The organism is Flavobacterium hydatis (genome assembly GCF_000737695.1).
In the GTDB taxonomy this organism is placed as follows: domain Bacteria; phylum Bacteroidota; class Bacteroidia; order Flavobacteriales; family Flavobacteriaceae; genus Flavobacterium; species Flavobacterium hydatis.
This window is the reverse complement of sequence record NZ_JPRM01000036.1, coordinates 114,201-133,354: the sequence shown is the minus strand read 5'-3', so window position 1 is coordinate 133,354 and position 19,154 is coordinate 114,201. Positions and strand designations below refer to the sequence as shown.

General features: G+C 33.2%; 22 protein-coding genes. 9 read left to right on the top strand and 13 right to left on the bottom strand.

Features of this window, described 5'->3' with window-relative positions; all coding sequences use genetic code 11:
• Positions 1–87 precede the first annotated feature (87 nt).
• The 8 genes from IW20_RS19410 (at position 88) to IW20_RS19375 (ending at position 4,452) form a co-directional block, all read left to right on the top strand.
• On the top strand, positions 88–390 hold the full coding sequence (locus IW20_RS19410) for a hypothetical protein (protein WP_035626285.1): 303 nt from the start codon (positions 88–90) through the stop codon (positions 388–390).
• Positions 378–560 (top strand): hypothetical protein, encoded by a 183-nt coding sequence (locus tag IW20_RS19405; protein ID WP_035626284.1) that lies wholly within the window; start codon positions 378–380, stop codon positions 558–560. Before IW20_RS19410 ends, IW20_RS19405 begins: the two co-directional genes overlap by 13 nt.
• 2 nt (positions 561–562) lie before the next feature.
• Positions 563–940 (top strand): hypothetical protein, encoded by a 378-nt coding sequence (locus IW20_RS19400; protein WP_035626281.1) that lies wholly within the window; start codon positions 563–565, stop codon positions 938–940.
• Between the two features lie 132 nt (positions 941–1,072).
• Positions 1,073–1,288, top strand: coding sequence for a hypothetical protein (locus IW20_RS19395; RefSeq protein WP_035626278.1), 216 nt, complete (start codon positions 1,073–1,075; stop codon positions 1,286–1,288).
• 21 nt (positions 1,289–1,309) lie between these two features.
• Positions 1,310–2,500: a PD-(D/E)XK nuclease-like domain-containing protein gene (locus IW20_RS19390; RefSeq protein ID WP_035626276.1), complete on the top strand. Its 1,191-nt coding sequence runs from the start codon at positions 1,310–1,312 to the stop codon at positions 2,498–2,500.
• A gap of 2 nt (positions 2,501–2,502) precedes the next feature.
• Positions 2,503–3,069, top strand: coding sequence for a 3'-5' exonuclease (locus tag IW20_RS19385; RefSeq protein WP_035626273.1), 567 nt, complete (start codon positions 2,503–2,505; stop codon positions 3,067–3,069).
• An 11-nt stretch (positions 3,070–3,080) separates the two neighbouring features.
• A complete protein-coding gene (locus IW20_RS25570; protein ID WP_123869423.1) occupies positions 3,081–3,833 on the top strand; it encodes a hypothetical protein in 753 nt (250 codons plus the stop codon).
• A complete protein-coding gene (locus IW20_RS19375) occupies positions 3,754–4,452 on the top strand; it encodes a hypothetical protein (protein ID WP_123869421.1) in 699 nt (232 codons plus the stop codon). Before IW20_RS25570 ends, IW20_RS19375 begins: the two co-directional genes overlap by 80 nt.
• Positions 4,453–4,635: 183 nt before the next feature.
• On the opposite strand, the gene IW20_RS19370 is transcribed toward IW20_RS19375, so the two are convergent.
• Together IW20_RS19370 and IW20_RS19365 are read right to left on the bottom strand one after the other, a co-directional pair.
• Positions 4,636–5,055, bottom strand: a complete 420-nt coding sequence (locus IW20_RS19370; RefSeq protein ID WP_035626269.1) for a DUF6896 domain-containing protein — start codon at positions 5,053–5,055, stop codon at positions 4,636–4,638.
• 83 nt (positions 5,056–5,138) lie between these two features.
• Positions 5,139–5,405 (bottom strand): hypothetical protein, encoded by a 267-nt coding sequence (locus IW20_RS19365; protein WP_205625919.1) that lies wholly within the window; start codon positions 5,403–5,405, stop codon positions 5,139–5,141.
• 396 nt (positions 5,406–5,801) lie between these two features.
• Between IW20_RS19365 and IW20_RS19360 the strand changes: the two genes are divergently transcribed.
• Positions 5,802–7,298 (top strand): T9SS type A sorting domain-containing protein, encoded by a 1,497-nt coding sequence (locus tag IW20_RS19360; protein WP_081912522.1) that lies wholly within the window; start codon positions 5,802–5,804, stop codon positions 7,296–7,298.
• A 34-nt stretch (positions 7,299–7,332) separates the two neighbouring features.
• Here IW20_RS19360 and IW20_RS19355 read toward each other — a convergent pair whose 3' ends face one another.
• The 11 genes from IW20_RS19355 to IW20_RS19305 form a co-directional block, all read right to left on the bottom strand.
• Entirely contained in the window at positions 7,333–8,022 is a 690-nt protein-coding gene (locus IW20_RS19355; protein ID WP_051885997.1) for an MBL fold metallo-hydrolase, read from the bottom strand.
• Positions 8,022–8,762: a 4'-phosphopantetheinyl transferase family protein gene (locus tag IW20_RS19350; protein ID WP_051885995.1), complete on the bottom strand. Its 741-nt coding sequence runs from the start codon at positions 8,760–8,762 to the stop codon at positions 8,022–8,024. The genes IW20_RS19355 and IW20_RS19350 overlap by 1 nt, the downstream gene beginning before the upstream one ends.
• Positions 8,752–9,723, bottom strand: a complete 972-nt coding sequence (locus tag IW20_RS19345) for an acyltransferase domain-containing protein (protein WP_035626261.1) — start codon at positions 9,721–9,723, stop codon at positions 8,752–8,754. The genes IW20_RS19350 and IW20_RS19345 overlap by 11 nt, the downstream gene beginning before the upstream one ends.
• A 98-nt stretch (positions 9,724–9,821) precedes the next feature.
• A complete protein-coding gene (locus IW20_RS19340; RefSeq protein ID WP_035626258.1) occupies positions 9,822–10,568 on the bottom strand; it encodes a polyketide synthase in 747 nt (248 codons plus the stop codon).
• The gene (locus tag IW20_RS19335; protein ID WP_035626257.1) at positions 10,556–11,344 is read right to left on the bottom strand and encodes an enoyl-CoA hydratase/isomerase; all 789 of its coding nucleotides are present in this window, start codon (positions 11,342–11,344) and stop codon (positions 10,556–10,558) included. Before IW20_RS19335 ends, IW20_RS19340 begins: the two co-directional genes overlap by 13 nt.
• Positions 11,335–12,582, bottom strand: coding sequence for a hydroxymethylglutaryl-CoA synthase family protein (locus tag IW20_RS19330; protein ID WP_035626255.1), 1,248 nt, complete (start codon positions 12,580–12,582; stop codon positions 11,335–11,337). The genes IW20_RS19335 and IW20_RS19330 overlap by 10 nt, the downstream gene beginning before the upstream one ends.
• Positions 12,583–12,597: 15 nt before the next feature.
• On the bottom strand, positions 12,598–13,866 hold the full coding sequence (locus IW20_RS19325) for a beta-ketoacyl synthase N-terminal-like domain-containing protein (RefSeq protein ID WP_035626253.1): 1,269 nt from the start codon (positions 13,864–13,866) through the stop codon (positions 12,598–12,600).
• Between the two features lie 16 nt (positions 13,867–13,882).
• The gene (locus tag IW20_RS19320; RefSeq protein WP_035626249.1) at positions 13,883–14,116 is read right to left on the bottom strand and encodes a phosphopantetheine-binding protein; all 234 of its coding nucleotides are present in this window, start codon (positions 14,114–14,116) and stop codon (positions 13,883–13,885) included.
• Between the two features lie 20 nt (positions 14,117–14,136).
• A complete protein-coding gene (locus IW20_RS19315; RefSeq protein ID WP_035626246.1) occupies positions 14,137–15,456 on the bottom strand; it encodes an NAD(P)/FAD-dependent oxidoreductase in 1,320 nt (439 codons plus the stop codon).
• Positions 15,457–15,488: 32 nt separating this feature from the next.
• Positions 15,489–17,765: an ACP S-malonyltransferase gene (fabD, locus tag IW20_RS19310; RefSeq protein ID WP_035626244.1), complete on the bottom strand. Its 2,277-nt coding sequence runs from the start codon at positions 17,763–17,765 to the stop codon at positions 15,489–15,491.
• Between the two features lie 33 nt (positions 17,766–17,798).
• Entirely contained in the window at positions 17,799–19,109 is a 1,311-nt protein-coding gene (locus IW20_RS19305; RefSeq protein ID WP_035626242.1) for an NAD(P)/FAD-dependent oxidoreductase, read from the bottom strand.
• Positions 19,110–19,154: the final 45 nt, after the last annotated feature.

Here is a 19,154-nt window from a genome sequence, read left to right as displayed (position 1 = left end):
ACAAATAAAAAAACCGCTCACGGGAATGAACGGTTTTTAATCCAAATTTTAATAACGCCCGGACTAGGGGCATTAATACTAAATAGAATGGCAAAGTTAGAAGAAATTTCAGAAGAAATACAACGTATTAAAAAAAACATTTCGACTTATGAAAAATTAAAAAATACTTGCTTAAAGCTTTCAGTTTACTATTATCGAGAAGGAAATACGATAATGAATCACTGTATGAAAATACGATTGTCCAAAATAAAATCAAGGTTATACTATTTACACAGCGAGTTGATTCCGATAGAAAAAGAAAGACTACAACTTCTTAATCAGCAGCCCAAAATTATAATTCGTGAAACCATCACTTTAAAAATCAAAAATTACGAATCATGGATGCATTAACCTCTAAAGAAAAAAATGTTCTGGCTACTGCATTAAGGATACTTTTTGACAAAGAAGAAAGCAATTACGAAACCTGCTCTACAATCTCTGATTTAGCTATTAAACTGCAAACAAAAAACGCCGAAGAGATAAAGAACGACTTACTATTTGTGACTCAAAACCCCTTCTGACCATGAATATAGATACTCAGATACGAACTGTTTTCGACACCAGCAAAAAAATGGCCGAGAACAAACCCGATTATCTATTTATATCATTTTCGGAAAAGGGCGATAAAATAAACTGTACTATTTTCAAAGTTTATAATAATGATAAAGTACCATTTTACAGTCTTGCAATTTCAAATAAAGAAGCGCTTATCCATTTCATAAAAGGATTTTTAACGTCCGAAAAGATTCCGTTTAGGTTTGAAATTACAACAGATACAACCGTTCAGGATATAGAAATAGAAATCAGGAGATTATTCTTTAAAGACTGGTTAATAAAAACCAAGAATATTTACCGTAATCATTCCGCTCACATGCAAATAGCACTAAATAAGATTAAATAATTATGAATCAATTAGAGCAAGAAAAACCAAACAGAACCTTCCAAGCTTACATCATTAGTGTATTAATAGCTTTTTGGATAGGGCTAGGAACAGGCGCACTAATCGCCTTTTTAATTTAAGTAAACAACAACCATGGCAATCGAAAAAAATCAAACATACAAAACGACAACTGGATCATTATTAAAAGTAAAAACTGTCAGGAGATCAGGCATGCATACTCTAGAATTGGTCGACGAAAAAGGAAATCCCTTTCCTGAAAGAAGAAACACTGCTGGATTCATCATCAAGAAATCAGAAAGAATATGCTCCGAAGAAACAATAAAAAGCTATAAAAAAGTAAACAACTAACTCATAATAACTAAAATCACTATGTCAAATTTACATCCTACAATTGTAACCGATAAAGAAGTACAAAATAACACAATCGACTTTACGCGACCTCTAAACGAATATCCAACTGCTCAATTTATAGCCGAATTTATCCTATCGGAAGCTAAACCAAAACATATTTATACCGAAACCCTAAACGTTAATGGATTAGTTATTCAGGACGGAAAAGAAAAATACCTAAGCAACGACGCTTTAAGTTCATCTATGCTAAAAGCTGCTTTAAGAACTCCTTTGCATTTTAAGTTTGCAAAAAGCGAAGATAAAGAGGAACTAAAAAAACTAAAAGAAAATGCAGATCATTTCAATTTAAGCACATTTTTACATCAGGCAATTTTAGAACCTACAAAATTTAGTAGAGTTATAATCGAGCCAAATATTCCGCTAAATACAAATGAAGGTGTTACAAAAGCAGTTGAATTTTGGGAACAATTAATAACCGAAAGAGGATATGGCGTAATCGAGAGGCAAGAAACACCTTTTGATATTGTTCTGGAACATTGCCACAAAACGGTTGTAGAAACATTGGGTTTGAGCTTAGATAAAATCGACGGAAAACGCGCTTACATCAGAACTTTAAAAAACTGCTCAGATGTAGAACCTGTTTCTGAAGAAAATATGGTTAAAATCAAAATTCTAAAAAAACATTACGATCAATATGGCAACGGAATTTTAAGAAGGCTTATACTCCACTCCAAAAGAGAAACATCTGTTTATCATACTGACACTAATACGGGGTTAAAACTAAAAGTAAGACCCGATGCCATCCAATTTAAAGAAAACATTGGTGTAGATGCAATTATATCGGTAAAAAGTTCATCAATCGAAGATCTGCAAGCATTTTATCATCAAGCCGCAAGATTGCATTACGATTTATCCGAAGGAATGAGTCAGGAAGTCGTTTCTGAGGTAACTGGGCGTGATTTTAATACCACCATTATGGTAATGTTACAAACTGTTGCCCCATTTGCAATTGCAATCTTGGTTTGGTCTGCCGAAGATATCGAAACAGGAAAACACAAATATCATCTTGCTCTAAACAATACCAAAGAAATAATCGAGAAACAATTGGTAAAAGGATACGAAGTTTTTTCGCAGGAAAACAACTTCGGATTAATCCAAATGTCATTACCAACCTGGAACCAACAACAATTTTTATCTAGAAACATATAACTGTGAAACAAATATTTATAGATGTCGAAACAACAGGATTAACCCATTGGCAACACGCCATACATCAAATCTCTGGAACGATATACATTGATAATGTACTTACCGACACATTCGATTATAAAGTAAAACCGCATGAAACAAGCAAAGTCGAACAAGCGGCTTTGGATCTCGGTGGTTTAAAACTAGAAACCATTTATGCTTATCCTCACAGAACAATTGTATATCCCGAATTAATTGCCTTGTTAGAAAAGAATTGCAGCAAGAACGACCCAAAAGACAATTATTTCTTTTGCGCCTATAATGCTCATTTTGACAATGCGTTTCTTAAAGCATTTTTTAAACAATGCAACGATACTACTTTCGATTCTTGGTTCTGGTCTAATACCATCGATGTGATGGTATTAGCGGCAGAATATCTTAAAGATGTTAGACACGAAATGCCCAATTTTAAGCTCAAAACTGTTGCCAATAAATTAGGAATTACCGTCGACGAAAACAAGCTACACGATAGTTTATACGATATCCAATTGACTAAAAAAGTCTATGATATAATAAGTAAAACAAAGTAAATAACAATCAAATGACCTTAGCAACTCACCCCTATTTCCCTCTATATATCGATAACTGGATGAACAATACACAACTAAAAGTATGTTCGCCAGCCGCACATGGAATCTTAATTTCCATACTATGCCTTTTACATAAAGAAAATAATTGCGGTACGCTTATGCTAAAGCAAAAGTTTAAACTAAGCAAAGATCAAACTACCAATTTTGCTTTACAAATTGCCAAATTAACAGCTTTTGATTTGCATGAAATAGAAAATCCTCTGATAGAGTTGGTTGTCGAGGGCATTTTGATTATTCAAGACGATTACTTGATTTATGAACCTATGTTTCGAGAGGAACATATTCATAAAAAAGAAGTACAAAAAGAACTTATGATTGCGCCCAAAAAAGAAATCACAATCAAAGAACCTGAGAAAATAGATTTCGAAAAAATAGTATCGGTTTTTAATTCTGTTTGCAACAAACTTCCTGCCGTTCAGAAATTAACGATTCAGAGAAAATCTGCCATCAAAAACAGAATTACAGAATCGGGATTATCAGGATTAGGCGATGCATTCCAGAAAGTAGCACAAAGCCGATTTTTAAACGGAGAAAACGAACGAGGTTGGACTGCAGATTTTGACTGGATATTAAAACCCGCAAACTTTATTAAAATTATCGAAGGCAAGTATAAAAATACCGAAAATGGAAATAACAAATCAAGCGAACAAATCTTTACAGCTGCAATGGACAGCGAGGTTGGAAGAGACTTTAAATTTAAGTAAATCTATTATTTCTGGCAATGCACAAATGGCACTTGTTGAGATGAATCTCACGATTGACCAAACATTTTCTAAGCCCAACATAAGAACGGTTTTTAAAAACGAGAACGGAACAATCGGTTTCAGCGTTGTAAATGTTCTCGTAAACCGATTCATAAACTCCTTTGGTTTTAGCACCAAACTTTCCAATGACCAAATCGAGATTTTAACGGTAGATACGCTAGAAAATTTTAAATATGAAAGTCTGGAAGATATTATTGTATTCTTTAAAATGGCACGTACTGGGAAATTTGGCAGCACCAAAAAAGGAGTCGATTCTAATTTAATTTACGGAGAATGGTATCCCGCCTATTTAGAGCAGAAAGCCGACATAAGGGAACAACAATACCAAAAAGAAAAAAACGCCTTAAACAGCAAAGAAATAACACTTGAAGATGTCAAAAAAACATATTCAAAACATCAGGAAAAGAATTTCGAGAAAAGGGTTACCGCTTTTGTAGATAAAATAACCAAAAACATCGACCGCCAAATACTAGAAGATTTAATCACCGATTGGGAAAAAGATCCTGCCAGAAAACCATATCTGAATATCCTAAAAAAGAAAAGAATCACCATTAAATAACCCCAAAAACAAAATCCAAAATTGTGAGATATAATAAAATTAAGGAGCTATTTCCTGCTGTCCACTATATCTTTTATGCCTCCCGAAGCTTCGTGACTAGCATAAAAGGATGTCGCTCCCATCAGGGCTAGGGATTTGGTTTTATGATGAGGTTTTGTTTTTAAGATAATTTAGATAGAAAAATTACTCTTGAAGCACTCTATATGATTTAAAAACACATCCAAAAGGAGTTCCTTCAATTTCCTCTACAATCACCCAACCCAATATTCCTTTCTCTATAAACTGGTATAGCTCATAGTCGATATAATCATCACTATAATTTAATTTCTGGTAATCAGGATGAGTCCTTATAAACTCAGAAAATTTCCATTGTGAAAACTTAATTTCATTTATCGAAATGTCATATGCATAAATAATCCCATCTTTTTCAGCCGTACATCCACTTCCATGAAACCAATATTCTATTCCTTCAATAGTTCCTTTTCTCTCAAAAACTAATTTTGAAAAAGAGCATGGGTTTACATCCATTTTATATTTGTCTATTAATAAAGCTTCAAATGCTCTTATAAAATTGACATAGTCCGTTAGAATTTTTTGAATCATAATTTAATCTGAATCTAATATATGTTTTTTTTCCGCAACGATAGCGCGGAAATTCTTTCCGTGCCCGCTAACCATATTTCCCCCTATTCTAATTCTTCATAATTTATAAACTCTTGGGGAATTACTTTTTTAAATAATTCTATTGCTTTTTCTACAAATTCCAGCGGTAAGTCCTTTTTATAAAATGAAACTGTATAGCTTTTCTGTGTATCATCTCTAAAAATTTCAATCAACTGATTTTCATCTTTATATATCTTAACACCAATTCCGTCACGTTCATTAACATCACTTGCAATTTCTATTTCGTAATCTTTAAAATAGATATCTTCCGTATTATTGTCTTCCATCATTTATAATTTGTTATCAATAATTACCATATTATTATTCTCAAATATATAACTAATCAAAGTAAATATATCCCAACCGTTCACATATAACCTTACTTTAGAACCAATCATCACTAACACAGATTAAAAATCTGCACTAACATTTCCCTCTTCTAACACTACAAAAAACCAAGTCAAAACAACCTCTAAATCAAAACACAAACCCACCTATAACATTTTCATCTTTTTCACTGAAATCAATTACAAAAAAACTAAATTTACTTATACATATTGAAAATCAATTAAATACACACAAAATACAATGTAAATTTGATTTTTCACCCTGATAAATAACCGTTTTATTATTTAGAAATGCTTCCCCACATCTAAAAAACAATAATTAAACTGAACTTAATTACTATGAAAAAAATTACTTTAATTCTCGTTCTAGCAATTTGTTTTATTTCTACCTACTCACAATCTAACGCTACTATCGACATCCTATTTAGGAATAGTTATAAGGTTTTTGAACTTCAGAGGCTTCCTAACGGAATGTACAGAGATTCGAAACTATTTAGCGGAAATGATTACCACCCAATATCATCTGCAAATACAGGTATGGGATTGGTCGCTATATCTATTGCCGATGCAATGGGTTGGATTACTAACGGTCAAGAGTTGGCTTTGGCTACACTTAAAACTGCAACAGGACATACTCAGGGCTTTACTCCCGACAGAACATCCAATGGCTATTACAGGCATTTTATGGATATCGATACGGGACAACAAGCTTGGGGTTCGGAATACAGTACTATCGATACAGATATTCTTGTATCTGGAGCGTTGTTTGCCATGAAGTATTTTAAAAATGACCAAATCACAAAATATACCTTAGAAATGTGGAATTCTATCGTCTTTGAAGCTGCTATTTCTGATGCTATCGGAGGTGGTATTTATTTATCGATGAATGCAAATGGAACTGGTATTCCTGGTTCTGCAGACCCTTATAATGAATATATGATTGCTGCTTGGTTGGCAAAAAATGCATCACAATCTCCTAATGACCCCGGAAATGTATTATGGAATAATCATTATATTTCACCAACCCTATTACCAAAAGTAAATTATAATTCTATTCCTGTTTTATCGGATAATGATACTCGCTTTATGCCATCATTTACACATCAATTCAATTATTATCTATGTAATTATTTTACGACTTCTAATGAATACATGCAATTTTTTAAAAACGCACAACAAGCCGATTTAGAATGGTGGAATAATCAGGGAGGAAATGCTTACCAATGGGGTTGCGGTGCTGGATCGGCAATCTCCTCCTCCTATCATGCTGATGCCATAAATGATAATCCTGATCAGATTGTATCTCCGCATATCATTGCTGGATTTATTCCTGTAAACCCTAATAGCAAAAATGATTTAATTGCTTTATGGGATAATAATAAAGGCAAATATCTTTTACCAAATTCTACTGATCCCATTTTATGGAGACATAGTGTAAGTAATACAACTTGGGTTCCTAATGAAATCATTGGTGTTGATTTTTCTACCATGCTTTTTGGGATTGCTACTTTACCTGAATATTTAGGAACTAGTTTTTTCTCTACAAATAATGCCTTTTTTCCTTTACCAACAGCTCCTTTAAGCGTAGCTAGCTTTAGTTATAATACCGTAAAAGTTTACCCTAATCCGTTTGTAAATACCTTTAAATTAGAGTTAGAGGAAATGAATGAGAATGTTTCGATAAACATTAATGATTTAACAGGGAAATCGGTTTACAATAAAACTTTTTCAGAATTAAAAGATCTTGATATTCAACTAAATATTAGTAGTGGTTTATACGTTATTGATGTAAATCAAAATGGTGAATCGAGAAAATTTAAAGTACTAAAAAAATAATATTGCATACTCAACCACGTAAGCATAAGCAATATTATGAAGGCGAACTATCCGCTTTTTTCTTACCGAATGGCCATTTAAATAATGAAGGCTGATTTTTGCGAGTTCGAAAAGCTACAAAAGATTTTTTTGAGTTAAATTGAAAGTAAATATTATATAGCATTAGGTAAGACATTGCTTTTCCTGGTGCTACGCCATACGAATGACCAGGCCAAAATAGGGAATCAACTGATAAATAACTTTTTAAAAACTGAACGGAATCATACAAATTTGCAGCTCCTTCTTTAGAACAAACTCCAACGCCCTCGATAAAAACAGTATCTCCAGAAAACACATGCTTATCTATTACATAACAAACACTACCCGAAGTATGCCCTGGAGTTAGAATTGGAGTTATTTCGATTGTACCAATTTTAAAGCTTTGTAAATGGGTAACCAATTGTAATTTAGGATATGTTAATCGGAAATTAATTGCATCTATTTCTGACATCCATATAGGTACATTATTTTTTTCGGAGAATTCTTCTGCCAAATCTAGATGATCTAGATGACCATGTGTAATCAATACTCCCTTTAATAAGATTCCATTTTCTTCTATATAAGAATTGATAAGCTCGTAATTCCAAGCCGGATCAATCAAAATACCTTCATACTGATTATGAATTAGGTAACATTGATTATTAAAAACACCATTAGTAACCTCAAAAAGTTGCACATAAATCATTAAGACTGTGAGTTTAGATAAGTTAGATGTTTTGCAAAATTGGTTAAATCTATATTTGTGTTTCTGGGACAGATAATAGAAACGATATAAGAATTTAAAACTATAGAAAATGATTTGTATTGAGGGAAATTTTTAAAGTTTCCCGTGTATATTCCTTCTTTATAATTAAGACAATCTATTTCTAAATATTTAAAATCAATCATCATTCCTGTCTTTAAAATTTTAGACAAGCTTTCTTTTACTGTCCAAAGCAACGTATAGGCTGTAGCCTTATTATTGAGTTTTGAATTTGCTAAATTTTTTTCTTCTTGGGTAAACATATTTACCATCGAATCGACTTTTTCTGGATTGATTCGCTCTATATCCACACCTATAGGATGGGCTTCTGGATAAGCCATAGAAATACCAATAGTATCGCAGTGCGTTATAGAAACCTGTAAACCAGAGTAAGGCAGATACTCTATAACAGGAAATTGAAAAACTCCAAAACCTACTTTAAAAGAATTCATTGCTGTCTCGACTGGAATAATTTTGTTTAAAGCTCTCTTTGCACTTATACGCCCTAACAAATAACTAGATTTTCGTTTATCGAATTTTAAAGAATTTAAATAGGTTATCTCATCTAAATGCAAAATTTTTAAACATCCATGCAAATCGGGTAATTCTCGCTTTATAATAGTATATCCAGCTGAATGTTCAGAATTTTCTCTTACGAGTTTTATTGTGCCTTCATATAACATAATTGGAGGGATTAGAAATTAAACCTTTTAATTTTTCTAACTGTTTAAGTTCATTTCCAAAAGGAGATAAAATAGGCTGTATATGCGACTCTGATGTTTTTGGAATTGAATATTTAGTAAAGGTAGCACTAGTACCTGAAGGTCCTAAATCTATATATAAACACGGCCCGAGTTGTTCTAGAAAGTTAATTGTTTTGCTGTAATTAAAATAGGAACTTACAACTTGATTATAATACTCGGCATCGATGTATGTTAATAAATTTGATGTTAGACTAGATACATAAGATACCTTTGGCTTAGCCAAATCAATGCCTTGTTGCATATAACACGAAAAATCATTTAACCCTTCGTTAATAAGAGGAGAATGAAAAGGAACTGTTACTGGAATTCGGGAATGCATTATCTCTTCTTGCTTTAAGTTTTTTTGGTATTGATCTAAATTTGATGCTGTGCCAGAAACAGTAAAGCTTCTCTGGAAATTATCACTCGCCAGATGCAAATTATATTGCTCATAAGTTTTAGATTTATAATGTACTTGAGCATCAATAACCGTAAGCATTCCGCCTTCAAGATTACTTCTTATCAAAGATTTAGATTGTTCTATAGCTGCTTTTATAGCCGTTGGAGCCGACCAAACACCACTTGCAACTCCAGCAGCAAACTCCCCCAAACTTTGCCCAAAAACATAATCTGGAAAAACAGCATAAGACTTCATTACCTCTATCATAGCAATCTCGATTGCTACGATTGCTGGATGAGTAATTAATAGTTCATCAAAATCTGAATCGTCTTTATGGTATAATTCTTCTATAAGTGATCTATGCAAATAGTTCTGAAAAATTAAATCACTTTCTTTAATACTTGATCTAAAAGTAGCATTATTCGTAAATAGGTCTTTGCCCATATTACGATACTGACTACCTTGACCAGAAAATAAAAAGACAACTTTATGCTTTTTCATACCTTGTGTAAAACTTGTGTAAGATTACTATATTTTTTTGATTGCTAAATATATTCCATAAAAGCTAATCGTGTTCTTATGGAATACGGTTTAGCTATTTACCTCCCAAACAAGGCTTTTATATTTTCTTCGACTTCTGATTGCTGAAAAGTTATTTCGTGCATTTCTAATTCCTGCTCAAATACTTCTTTTAAACTTACCTTGATTTTTGATGTCATGTGTTTTTTTAGCGTTACTAACGAAAGTCTTGGCTTCTCGGCTAACTTCTTTGCTAATACTATTGCTTCTGTAATAACTTCTTTTTTGGGAACTACCTGCAAAGATACTCCACGTTCTTGTAATTCTCCGCCTCTATAACTTTCGGCTGTAAAAAGCATTTCGTAACCTAATGATGATCCAAAACGTAAAGGTACCATATGGGTTGCTCCCATTCCTGGGGTGAATCCGTATTTCATGAAGTTTGCAGTATATATATTTTCTTTTCCTAAAATTTGAAAATCTGCATAACACCCAAAAACAAGCCCGCCTCCTATTGCATGTCCTTGCATGGCAGCAATTACAGGTATCTCACAATCAATTGGTGCTGTAAAAAAATCTAATTCGGTAAATTTTAATTCCCGATCATATATTTGTTGCAGCTCATCCTGAGTTCCTCCACAAGAAAAATAACTATCGTATCCTGTTAGGATGACTACTTTATAGTTTTTCTTTTGTTTTACAATAGCAAAAGCTTCCTTTAATCCTTCTATTAATTCTTTAGAAAATGTATTTCTTGACTCTTTATCTTGCATTGTTATTTGCACGATATCATTGGTTATTTCTGTAATGCTTACTACTTCTCCCATGGATATTCTCCTTTCTCTACAAAGTTCTTTATATTATTTTGTACAATTTCTGATTCCATTAATGACTGTAATTTATTAACTGCTAGTATTTTGGTTTCGTCTTTAATTATCCAAAGTTTTGCTGTATAGGATTTTATTTCTTGAATTGTATTGGTTTCTAATCGGCTAAGTCTTAGTATATTTTTCCTTAGCTGATTATTAATTTCGTCTGCTACCTCATCTACTAAACCTATTTCATAAGCTCGCTCGGTTGTTATTCCGTGTGTAATTAATGTCATCCATTTGGCTTTCTGTGGCCCTATTCTTTGTATCAAAAAAGGCATTACACAAGCAGGTAATAATCCAAATAAGGCTTCGGATAAACCAAAAGTTGCCTGATTATTTGCTATTACTATATCACTAGCGGCAACTAATCCTAATCCTCCTGCGTTTACTTTTCCTTCTACTTTTGCTATTACCACCTTATCGATTTCGCTAATAGCTTTCAATAAATTATAATATTGATCTGGTCGTTCGTTCATTAAGGCTTCGCCCTGTTGGTTTACTACTGCATCAAAATCCATTCCTGTACAAAATTGATTTTCATTGCCAGATAATACAATGATTTTAACTTTTGTATTTTGTTTTACATTTTCTAAAACCTCCAAAAGTTCATTTACCATTACAGCATTAATACTATTATCCTGTTGAGGTCTATTGAGCTGAATATGCACAACTTCTCTTTGTTGCGTTACTAAAACGGTGCTATATATAATATCTCCTTGTATCATACCCATTCGTAAATTCTGTGATAATTTTTAATTTCTGAAAAGATTAGTTTCTTTTTTCCTTTTACTTTACTGAAGGGTTCTGGATATAATGTGGTATCTATTTTAAAATCTCTTGTTCCGAATTTGATTTCTGAGTTGACTAAAAATGTACTTTCATATTCTTCCATAGATAATACTACGCGTTGATCTAAATGTTCTTCTATTGCCAAGGACGAAATTATATCTTGACTTTCTGGATGTATTACTCCACTAAAAAACTCTGAGCAACATCCTGATCCGTACGAAAATATTCCAACTCTTTTTGGCGTTTCAAAGTTTCCTTTTTCTATCATACTAACTAATGCCAAATAGGTTGTTGCTCCCATAATATTCCCAACTCTCTGGCAATATTCTAAAGAAGGCGCTACACGTTCTTGAAAATCTATTTCTATCTGATCTGGTTTTGCTTTCTTAAATTTTCGCATGTTGGTTCGGTGTGCTCCTTTTACCATTCCTCCAAATGGTGTATGAAATACTAAGTATTGAAAACTATCTTGATAATCTATAGCATCGACTCTTTTTTGGTATTCTTTAAAACTATTTTCGCAACAATCTAAATATGATAATAAAGATAAATCAGAATCTCCTGCTTCTTTGTCTGGTACTGGTCTGCAAGTATCCATAACTTCATAACCGTAATAACCGCTAGCTCCTTTATCTATTTCGAATATCTTTGGTTTATCGCTAACCAACATAGCAACTGCGCCTGATCCCGAAGAAGGCTCTACAAAAGACATTTCCATAGCAGCTCCTTCTACTGTACTCATCCTCATAATATCTGTGGCGATAACTAAAACTTTTCTGCCCGGAGCTGTACCCGAAAGCACAAAATTAACAGCCATTTGTAAACCTGCCGTTCCTGAATAACAGGCATTCTTAAGTTCAAACAATCGGCAGTTCCTGCTTAATTTTAAATAATCGTGCATATAGGTACTCATCGACTTTCCAAAATCTATTCCTGATTCTGAACAAGTGATTAACATATCTATGCTTTCTATTTCTTCTGCTGTTAATGCATCTAATATAGGTTTTGCCGCATTTACTCCGTTTGAAATTGGGTCTTCATAGGGCATTGGTACGGTTTTCTCTTTCATCAATAAATTTTCAAATCGCTCGATGTTTAATTCTCGATGTTTTGCTAATTCAACAACGTTTATCGCTGCTGATCCGCAATATATATTTATAGCTTCTATTCCTGCTCTCATATTTTTTCTTTAATTCTATATTGGTGACGCCTCTAGAATGATTGCTGTATTGATACCTCCAAAACCAAAACTATTGCTTAACGTGTACTGTATTGAATGAACATCTCTATAGCTTTGTATCCAATCCATAGGAAAGTCTATTGGTGTTTTTAAATTAAGATTTTCATGCACAAAATTTTCATTCATTTGTATCAGACTTGCAATAGCTTCGACTGTTCCTGCCGCTGTGATGCCATGACCAATTAATGATTTTGTACTGTTTATAGGTTTGTTTTTAAGTTCCAAATTAATCAAAGCTTCTATCTCTGTATAATCTCCAAGTTTTGATCCTGTACCATGTGCATTGATATAATCAATTTGTTCTGGTACAATACCTGCTTTTTGCATTGCTTTGGCTATAGCCTTTTGTTCTCCATCTACGGAGGGATTTGGATTTCTATTGGCATCTAGTGTAACTCCGTAGCCTGATATAGTCCCAAATACTTTTGCTTTTCTTTGTTGAGCATGTTCTTTTGATTCTAAAATAATTGCTCCTGCGTTTTGCCCATATACAAATCCTGTATGACCTACATCAAAAGGTTTATATAAAGGAATTTCTTCTGCATCTGGCGATATTGGTTGCATTGCTCCCAAAGCAGAAAGTCCTTGATACTCATAAACTGATAAATCCATCATAGGCGCAATTACCATAACGGCATCATAATCTTTTGCTTCTATAAGTCTACAAGCCTGAATGATTCCCATGTTTCCGCTAGCACTAGCAGCTCCTACTGTAAATCCTTCTCCTGTAATCTCAAATAATTCTGACGCTACACCTATCATATCACTATCCAAAAAATTGAATCCATAGGAAGGTTTCATGAATTGCATTTTGTTTTTGTAAGTATCTCTGATGTCCTGACAATGCTGCTGTTGTGTATTATTTCCCGCTACAACTATAGCAATTTTACTTTTATCAATAGTTGATGGAAGCTTGGCATGATGCCAAGCTTCCAGCGCACAAAATGTTCCATAAGCAGTACTTAATGAAATATCTCGTAAACGTTTAACTTTTAGTTTCCAATGTTCCTCAAACTCACTATCAGATATGTGCTTTTTTAGATCAAAATCTTCTACTTTTCCATATATGTATTTAAAAGTTCTATCTTCTATAACATACTCTTTTATAGCAAAATTCGATTTTCCGTTTTTTAAAGCCTCTGTAAAAGCGGGGATTCCTATCCCTACAGGCGTAACTACTCCCATTCCTGTTACACAAACTTTATGTATTTGATCTGGACTCATATAAACGTAGGTGTTTTTATTTTTCAGCAATCAATTCTGCTAATTCATTTATGGTTTGCGCTCCTGCCAATTCTATTCTAGGAATTTCTTTTTCTAATTGTTCTAATGTTAATGCAATTAATTCTGCTCTATCAATAGAATTTGCTCCTATATCTGATAGTTTCTCATCATTTGATATTGTTGTTCCTTCTAATTCTGGAATAATTTCAAGTAAATTTTCTCTGATTTGTTCTATTATTTGATTTTTCATATTCTTGTTTTTTATTTTAATTATAGATTTGTTTTAAATACTTTCCACATAATTTTGGGTCTAAATAGTGTTTTTCCTGATTTAAGATATCCCGCTACTTCTAATATTTCTTTAAATAATTCTGTGTCTTTATTGGCTGCTTTTTGCAAAGCTTTCATATATCCATTAACCATTTTTAGTCCAACTGGTTTTTCTCCTTCTGTTTCTGGATATTTAAAATCTTCGTAAGAGCCCGCGGTCCAAAAATCTTCTATCACGTCATTTACTTTATTTATATAAGGCTTAAATACTTTATCATTTGATGGAATAATTGTAAGTACTTCGTCTAAAATTTTAGCCTGACATATAGATGATGCCATTCCTTGTGCATACATCGGGTTGAAGTTTGAAACTGAATCTCCTAAAACTAAATAAGCTCCTGGGAATCTTTTTAGTTTTTCATAATGTCTTCTTATGCTATGCGGACATTTAAATACTAGAAAATCTGTAAGTCTCTTAGCTCCTGATATATTATCATATAATCCTGAAATAGGAAGTCCTTTTAAGAATTTTAATAATTCTTCATCATTTTGGGGTGGTTCTACTCCTCTCATTCCTATTAGCGTAAGTACCCATCTATTATCTTCGATAGGCATAAGCACTGCTCCTAATTTTTCGTTTGGTGCATCTGGAGTATAGCTAATTACTTCTGCTTTTTTTCCTTGAGGTATTTCTTTGCGCTCAAATAATATGGTTACATACGTTATATCAATTTTAATTTTAGTTTCTTCTGGTGTTGCATATCCATGCTGCTCTAGCCATTTATAAGCTCTGGTTCCTCTTCCTGATGCATCTACAACAAAATCAGTATCTATAAGCTGTTTTTCTCCATCTTTTTCTAATACTAAACCGTAGACATTTTCATCTTTCATTTTCATTTCTAAGGCTTTGGTTTCATCTTGAATTTTAATATTCCTGATGCTCAAAACATGCTTTTTTACATGATATTCTAAAAGTTGCCTTGTCATAGTAAGGGCTGTAATTCCTGTAACTCCTTTTTTCTTATATCCGCCATAAGAATACCAATTGTAATCATTACAGACATCGAGCTCTAATGCGCCAGCTTCCTTCAATTCTTTTTTTAGCGAAGGAAAATATCCCAACAGTATGTTCATTGCCTGCGCTAATACCAAATGAATATGCCTAGTTTGAGGTTGTCCTTTTCTCGTTTCTGGTTTATCATTTACTTTATCTTTTTCTATAATAGTTACATTTCTAAAATGCTTGCTTAGTACTCTTGCTGCGACTAAGCCTGCCATACTCCCCCCAATTACTACTGCATGTTCTCTTCTGGTACTCATATTCTTATTATTTTAATATTTTTATTCTGTAATTATACTTCGGCTAGCGTGAATTTATTTTTCATAAGTTTTTCTGCAGCTTCCATAATTTTCATGCCTATTTCATCTACATGTCTGTTTTGCCATATTTCTAATGGAGTTCCTTTTACCCATTGATTAAATGCTCCTAAAGCGGCTCCGGTTTGTATCTGAAAATTAGATTGCTCTTCTATAATTCCATCCAATGCATATTGGTTTGCTAATCTTAGATAATACTTAAATATGGTGGCCATCTTTTTCTTAGGTCTTTCTTCTATACTCTCTATTTGTGTTATTTCGCCTCTTTGTATAAATTCTTGCTTAATCGTTTTCCATACTTCGGGCAATGTTTTCTTGAAGTATTTAACCTCTAATTGTTCTCTTACATCATCGGGAATTGCATCTAAACTATCATATCGTTGGTACAACTCGTATAGTTTTTTGGCACGTGTTGCAAACAGAACCCCCTTTTTTAATACTTGTGCTTGTATCCCTATCTCAAATAGTTCTTCGTCTGGAATGTAGGCTGTATCTTGTACATCACTATTTTGCAATAACTCTTTGGCTACAGAACTTAAACAAGATTCTACTGTACATTGATTAATTGAACCTGTAAGTACAAAATCGGCTTCCATTACAAAAGCACTAACAGCGGCTTCTGGTGTTCCTATTCCTCCCGAAATTCCTAGATGTATAGGGTCTTTATACTCATATTGTTGCTGTATTTGGTTACGCAAACTTTTTATAGAAGGAAACAAAACAAATGCAGAACTTCTATGAGTTACGCCTCCTGGATCTGCTTCAATACAGATATCTCCACTTAAAGGAATTTCTCTTGCCATTTCTGCCTGATCTTGTGTTATCCATTCTTTGTCTAACAACCTCTTAATAAGTCTTTCTGGAACTGGTTTCATAAAGCCTTCTGCTACTTCTGGTCGCGATATTTTGGCTATAATTCGGTTCTTACATTTTATACTCTGATCATTTTTCCTTACTAAACCAACTGTCCTAAAATAGGCTAATGCCAAGGTGATTTGACTAAATCCTCCTGCTTCTATTATTGTTATCCCGTGATCTAACAAGCTATTAACTAATTCAATTTCTTTATTAGGCTCTAGAATATTGTGATATAAATTAACCCCAAAAGGTCTTTCTTTTGTTAGTTGTTCTTGAAGCTTTTCTATATCATTATTAATTTCTTTTATAGTACGTCCTTTGGTTCCCAAAAATCCTAACATCTGCGAGTTTGCCATTTTTTTCACCATCGCTACAGAAGCTATTCCCATGTGGAGTCCTCCTGCTACATAAGCATAAGCAGTGTTGTATCTTTTACAAAATGTGCTGCTTCCTAACGTATTTGTTTTATGACTTATAGTTGTTTCTGTTACTTCTTTTTCTACTTTCTTTTCGCCATTAAGGATTACCTTTTCTACCTTTATTTCTTCGTAAATAGGCGTACAACTACTCTGGATTTGCTCAACCATTTTGGTTAATCTATCTCCTCCTACTTCTTCGTATTCTTTAACATTTTTTCCCATCAGATAACGGATAGAATCTACCCATTGTACCGAACTTGCTATTTGCGTACTCAGTAAATCTTTAATTTGATGCTGATTATAACTTCTCGCTGTAACATTAGAAACTACGGGAACTTTAAGATTATTGAATTCTAGTTTATGAATAAAACTATTAAACTCTTCTACTGCACTTTGCATATATCTGGAGTGAAACGGTGCTGTAACTAGTAATTGAATAATTTTTATATTTTGCTGATCAAAATCTTTTACTAACTGATTGATTGCTTCTTCAGGGCCTGATACGACTACTTGTGTGGGAGTATTGAAGTTTGCTATATCTATAGCATGATGCCCTCCTTCTTTCAGTTTATCTTTTAAAGCAATTTCATCTAATCCTAAAACAGCTGCCATAGCTCCACCAGAGGCTTCGCCCATCAAAGCTCCTCTCTTTTGTACAATTCGTACTCCGGTTTCAAAATCAAATGCTCCTGCTGCTAATAGAGCATTATATTCTCCTAAACTATGACCTATAAAATAATCTGCTTGGGTTGCAGCAAATTGTTCATCATATTTTAATGCGTTAACAACAAACAAAGCAGGTTGGGTAAATTCTGTTTTGTTAAGTTCTCTTTTTGGATCTTTAAGACATAATTCTTCTAGGTCATATCCGAGGATATTCGAAGCTATTTCCGTTTTATCTTTATACTTATCAAAAAGGTTTTTCCCCATTCCTTTGTATTGGGCTCCTTGTCCTGGAAACATTATTGCTTTCATCGATTTGTTCTTGGTTTTAATTAATAAAAAAAACTATTTACGCATATTAGCCGCGAATACTTTCCACATAAAAGGAGGAGAAAATAAATTCATTGCAGGTTTTATCATAACCGAAACCTTTACGAGCTCAGCATATACTGATGCATCTTTATTGGCTGCTTTATGAATTGCTACCATATATTTATTAACAAGGTTTACTGCTTTAGGTTTTATACCTATAGTTTCCTCGTACCTAAAATTTTCATAGGCTGAGGCATTCCAACATTCATCTAAAACTTTAACTATTCTTTTAAAATATATCTCAGACATATTTGCTGGATCATGTTTCTTTATTAGTTCTTCTAAAATTTCTACTTGCAAACATGCTGAGGTTATACCTTGTCCGTGTGCCGGATTCAGATTGCAAAACACATCGCCTATCGGAAGAAATCCTTTAGGGAAATCAGATAATTTTTCAAAATATCTTCTCAAGCAATAAGGAACTTTATAGGTTACAAAATCACTTTCTTTTTTGCATGCAGACAATACTTTATAAAATCTTTCGTCTGGTAATTGCTTAAGGAATTCCAGTAAATCTTCATCAGTCGGAGGGTCTGCTTTATGCCAGCCAGCTACACAAACCAGGTTTTGATTATTCTCTATAGGTTGTATCACTACTCCTATTTTTTCGGGAGATGTTGGCGAATACATTAGCATTTTTCCGTCCTGAAGTCCTCCTTCGAGTCTGCTGTATATGGCTGTTTTGTATGTAATATTAACTAAGGTTCTCTCCTCTTCTACTTTAGGGTAATTATGATTTTCTAACCATTTAGGCGTTAAGGAACCTCTTCCGGTTGCATCAATTACCAAGTCTGATTTTATTTCATATTCTTCGGTATTTTCTCCCTTAACTTTTACTCCTTTAATTGTCCCATTTTCTTCAATAAGATCAATATATTTGGTTTTATCTAGTATTTGAACATTAGGTATTTTTTCTACTCTTTTTCTAAGTGTATAATCAATTATTTTTCTGCTGGACAGTAATGTATTTATACCCGTAATCTTATTTTGTTTTACACCTCCATAAGAATACCAGTATGCACCATTTCCTAAATCTAACTCTACCGCTCCACCTTCTTTTAGCTCTCCTGTAATTCCTTTAAAATAATGTTCTAAGGTATTTAAGCCTCTAAGCAACAACACATGAAACTGTCCTGCATGAGATTGTCCTTGTCGTACTTGTGGTTTATCTTCTAGTTTGTCTTTTTCGATTATGATTACTTTTTCATACTTTTTACTGAGTACTTTTGAAACCAATAATCCAGAAATTCCACCTCCTAATATAATTGCCGTTTTGTTATTCATTTTATTATTTTTAAAAATTTTAAGGCTCTAGTTTATAATTCAAAT

What these genes read in the sequence shown, in the direction of transcription:
- IW20_RS19315 (WP_035626246.1), bottom strand. Translation starts at nt 15,456, where the DNA reads ATGAGTACCAGAAGAGAACATGCAGTAGTAATTGGGGGGAGTATGGCA.
- IW20_RS19350 (WP_051885995.1), bottom strand. Translation starts at nt 8,762, where the DNA reads ATGTTATATGAAGGCACAATAAAACTCGTAAGAGAAAATTCTGAACAT.
- IW20_RS19370 (WP_035626269.1), bottom strand. Translation starts at nt 5,055, where the DNA reads ATGATTCAAAAAATTCTAACGGACTATGTCAATTTTATAAGAGCATTT.
- IW20_RS19400 (WP_035626281.1), top strand. Translation starts at nt 563, where the DNA reads ATGAATATAGATACTCAGATACGAACTGTTTTCGACACCAGCAAAAAA.
- IW20_RS19335 (WP_035626257.1), bottom strand. Translation starts at nt 11,344, where the DNA reads ATGGGTATGATACAAGGAGATATTATATATAGCACCGTTTTAGTAACG.
- IW20_RS19410 (WP_035626285.1), top strand. Translation starts at nt 88, where the DNA reads ATGGCAAAGTTAGAAGAAATTTCAGAAGAAATACAACGTATTAAAAAA.
- IW20_RS19355 (WP_051885997.1), bottom strand. Translation starts at nt 8,022, where the DNA reads ATGATTTATGTGCAACTTTTTGAGGTTACTAATGGTGTTTTTAATAAT.
- IW20_RS19395 (WP_035626278.1), top strand. Translation starts at nt 1,073, where the DNA reads ATGGCAATCGAAAAAAATCAAACATACAAAACGACAACTGGATCATTA.
- IW20_RS19390 (WP_035626276.1), top strand. Translation starts at nt 1,310, where the DNA reads ATGTCAAATTTACATCCTACAATTGTAACCGATAAAGAAGTACAAAAT.
- IW20_RS19405 (WP_035626284.1), top strand. Translation starts at nt 378, where the DNA reads ATGGATGCATTAACCTCTAAAGAAAAAAATGTTCTGGCTACTGCATTA.
- IW20_RS19345 (WP_035626261.1), bottom strand. Translation starts at nt 9,723, where the DNA reads ATGAAAAAGCATAAAGTTGTCTTTTTATTTTCTGGTCAAGGTAGTCAG.
- IW20_RS19305 (WP_035626242.1), bottom strand. Translation starts at nt 19,109, where the DNA reads ATGAATAACAAAACGGCAATTATATTAGGAGGTGGAATTTCTGGATTA.
- IW20_RS19320 (WP_035626249.1), bottom strand. Translation starts at nt 14,116, where the DNA reads ATGAAAAATCAAATAATAGAACAAATCAGAGAAAATTTACTTGAAATT.
- IW20_RS25570 (WP_123869423.1), top strand. Translation starts at nt 3,081, where the DNA reads ATGACCTTAGCAACTCACCCCTATTTCCCTCTATATATCGATAACTGG.
- IW20_RS19365 (WP_205625919.1), bottom strand. Translation starts at nt 5,405, where the DNA reads ATGATGGAAGACAATAATACGGAAGATATCTATTTTAAAGATTACGAA.
- IW20_RS19375 (WP_123869421.1), top strand. Translation starts at nt 3,754, where the DNA reads ATGGAAATAACAAATCAAGCGAACAAATCTTTACAGCTGCAATGGACA.
- IW20_RS19330 (WP_035626255.1), bottom strand. Translation starts at nt 12,582, where the DNA reads ATGAGAGCAGGAATAGAAGCTATAAATATATATTGCGGATCAGCAGCG.
- IW20_RS19340 (WP_035626258.1), bottom strand. Translation starts at nt 10,568, where the DNA reads ATGGGAGAAGTAGTAAGCATTACAGAAATAACCAATGATATCGTGCAA.
- IW20_RS19325 (WP_035626253.1), bottom strand. Translation starts at nt 13,866, where the DNA reads ATGAGTCCAGATCAAATACATAAAGTTTGTGTAACAGGAATGGGAGTA.
- fabD (WP_035626244.1), bottom strand. Translation starts at nt 17,765, where the DNA reads ATGAAAGCAATAATGTTTCCAGGACAAGGAGCCCAATACAAAGGAATG.
- IW20_RS19360 (WP_081912522.1), top strand. Translation starts at nt 5,802, where the DNA reads ATGAAAAAAATTACTTTAATTCTCGTTCTAGCAATTTGTTTTATTTCT.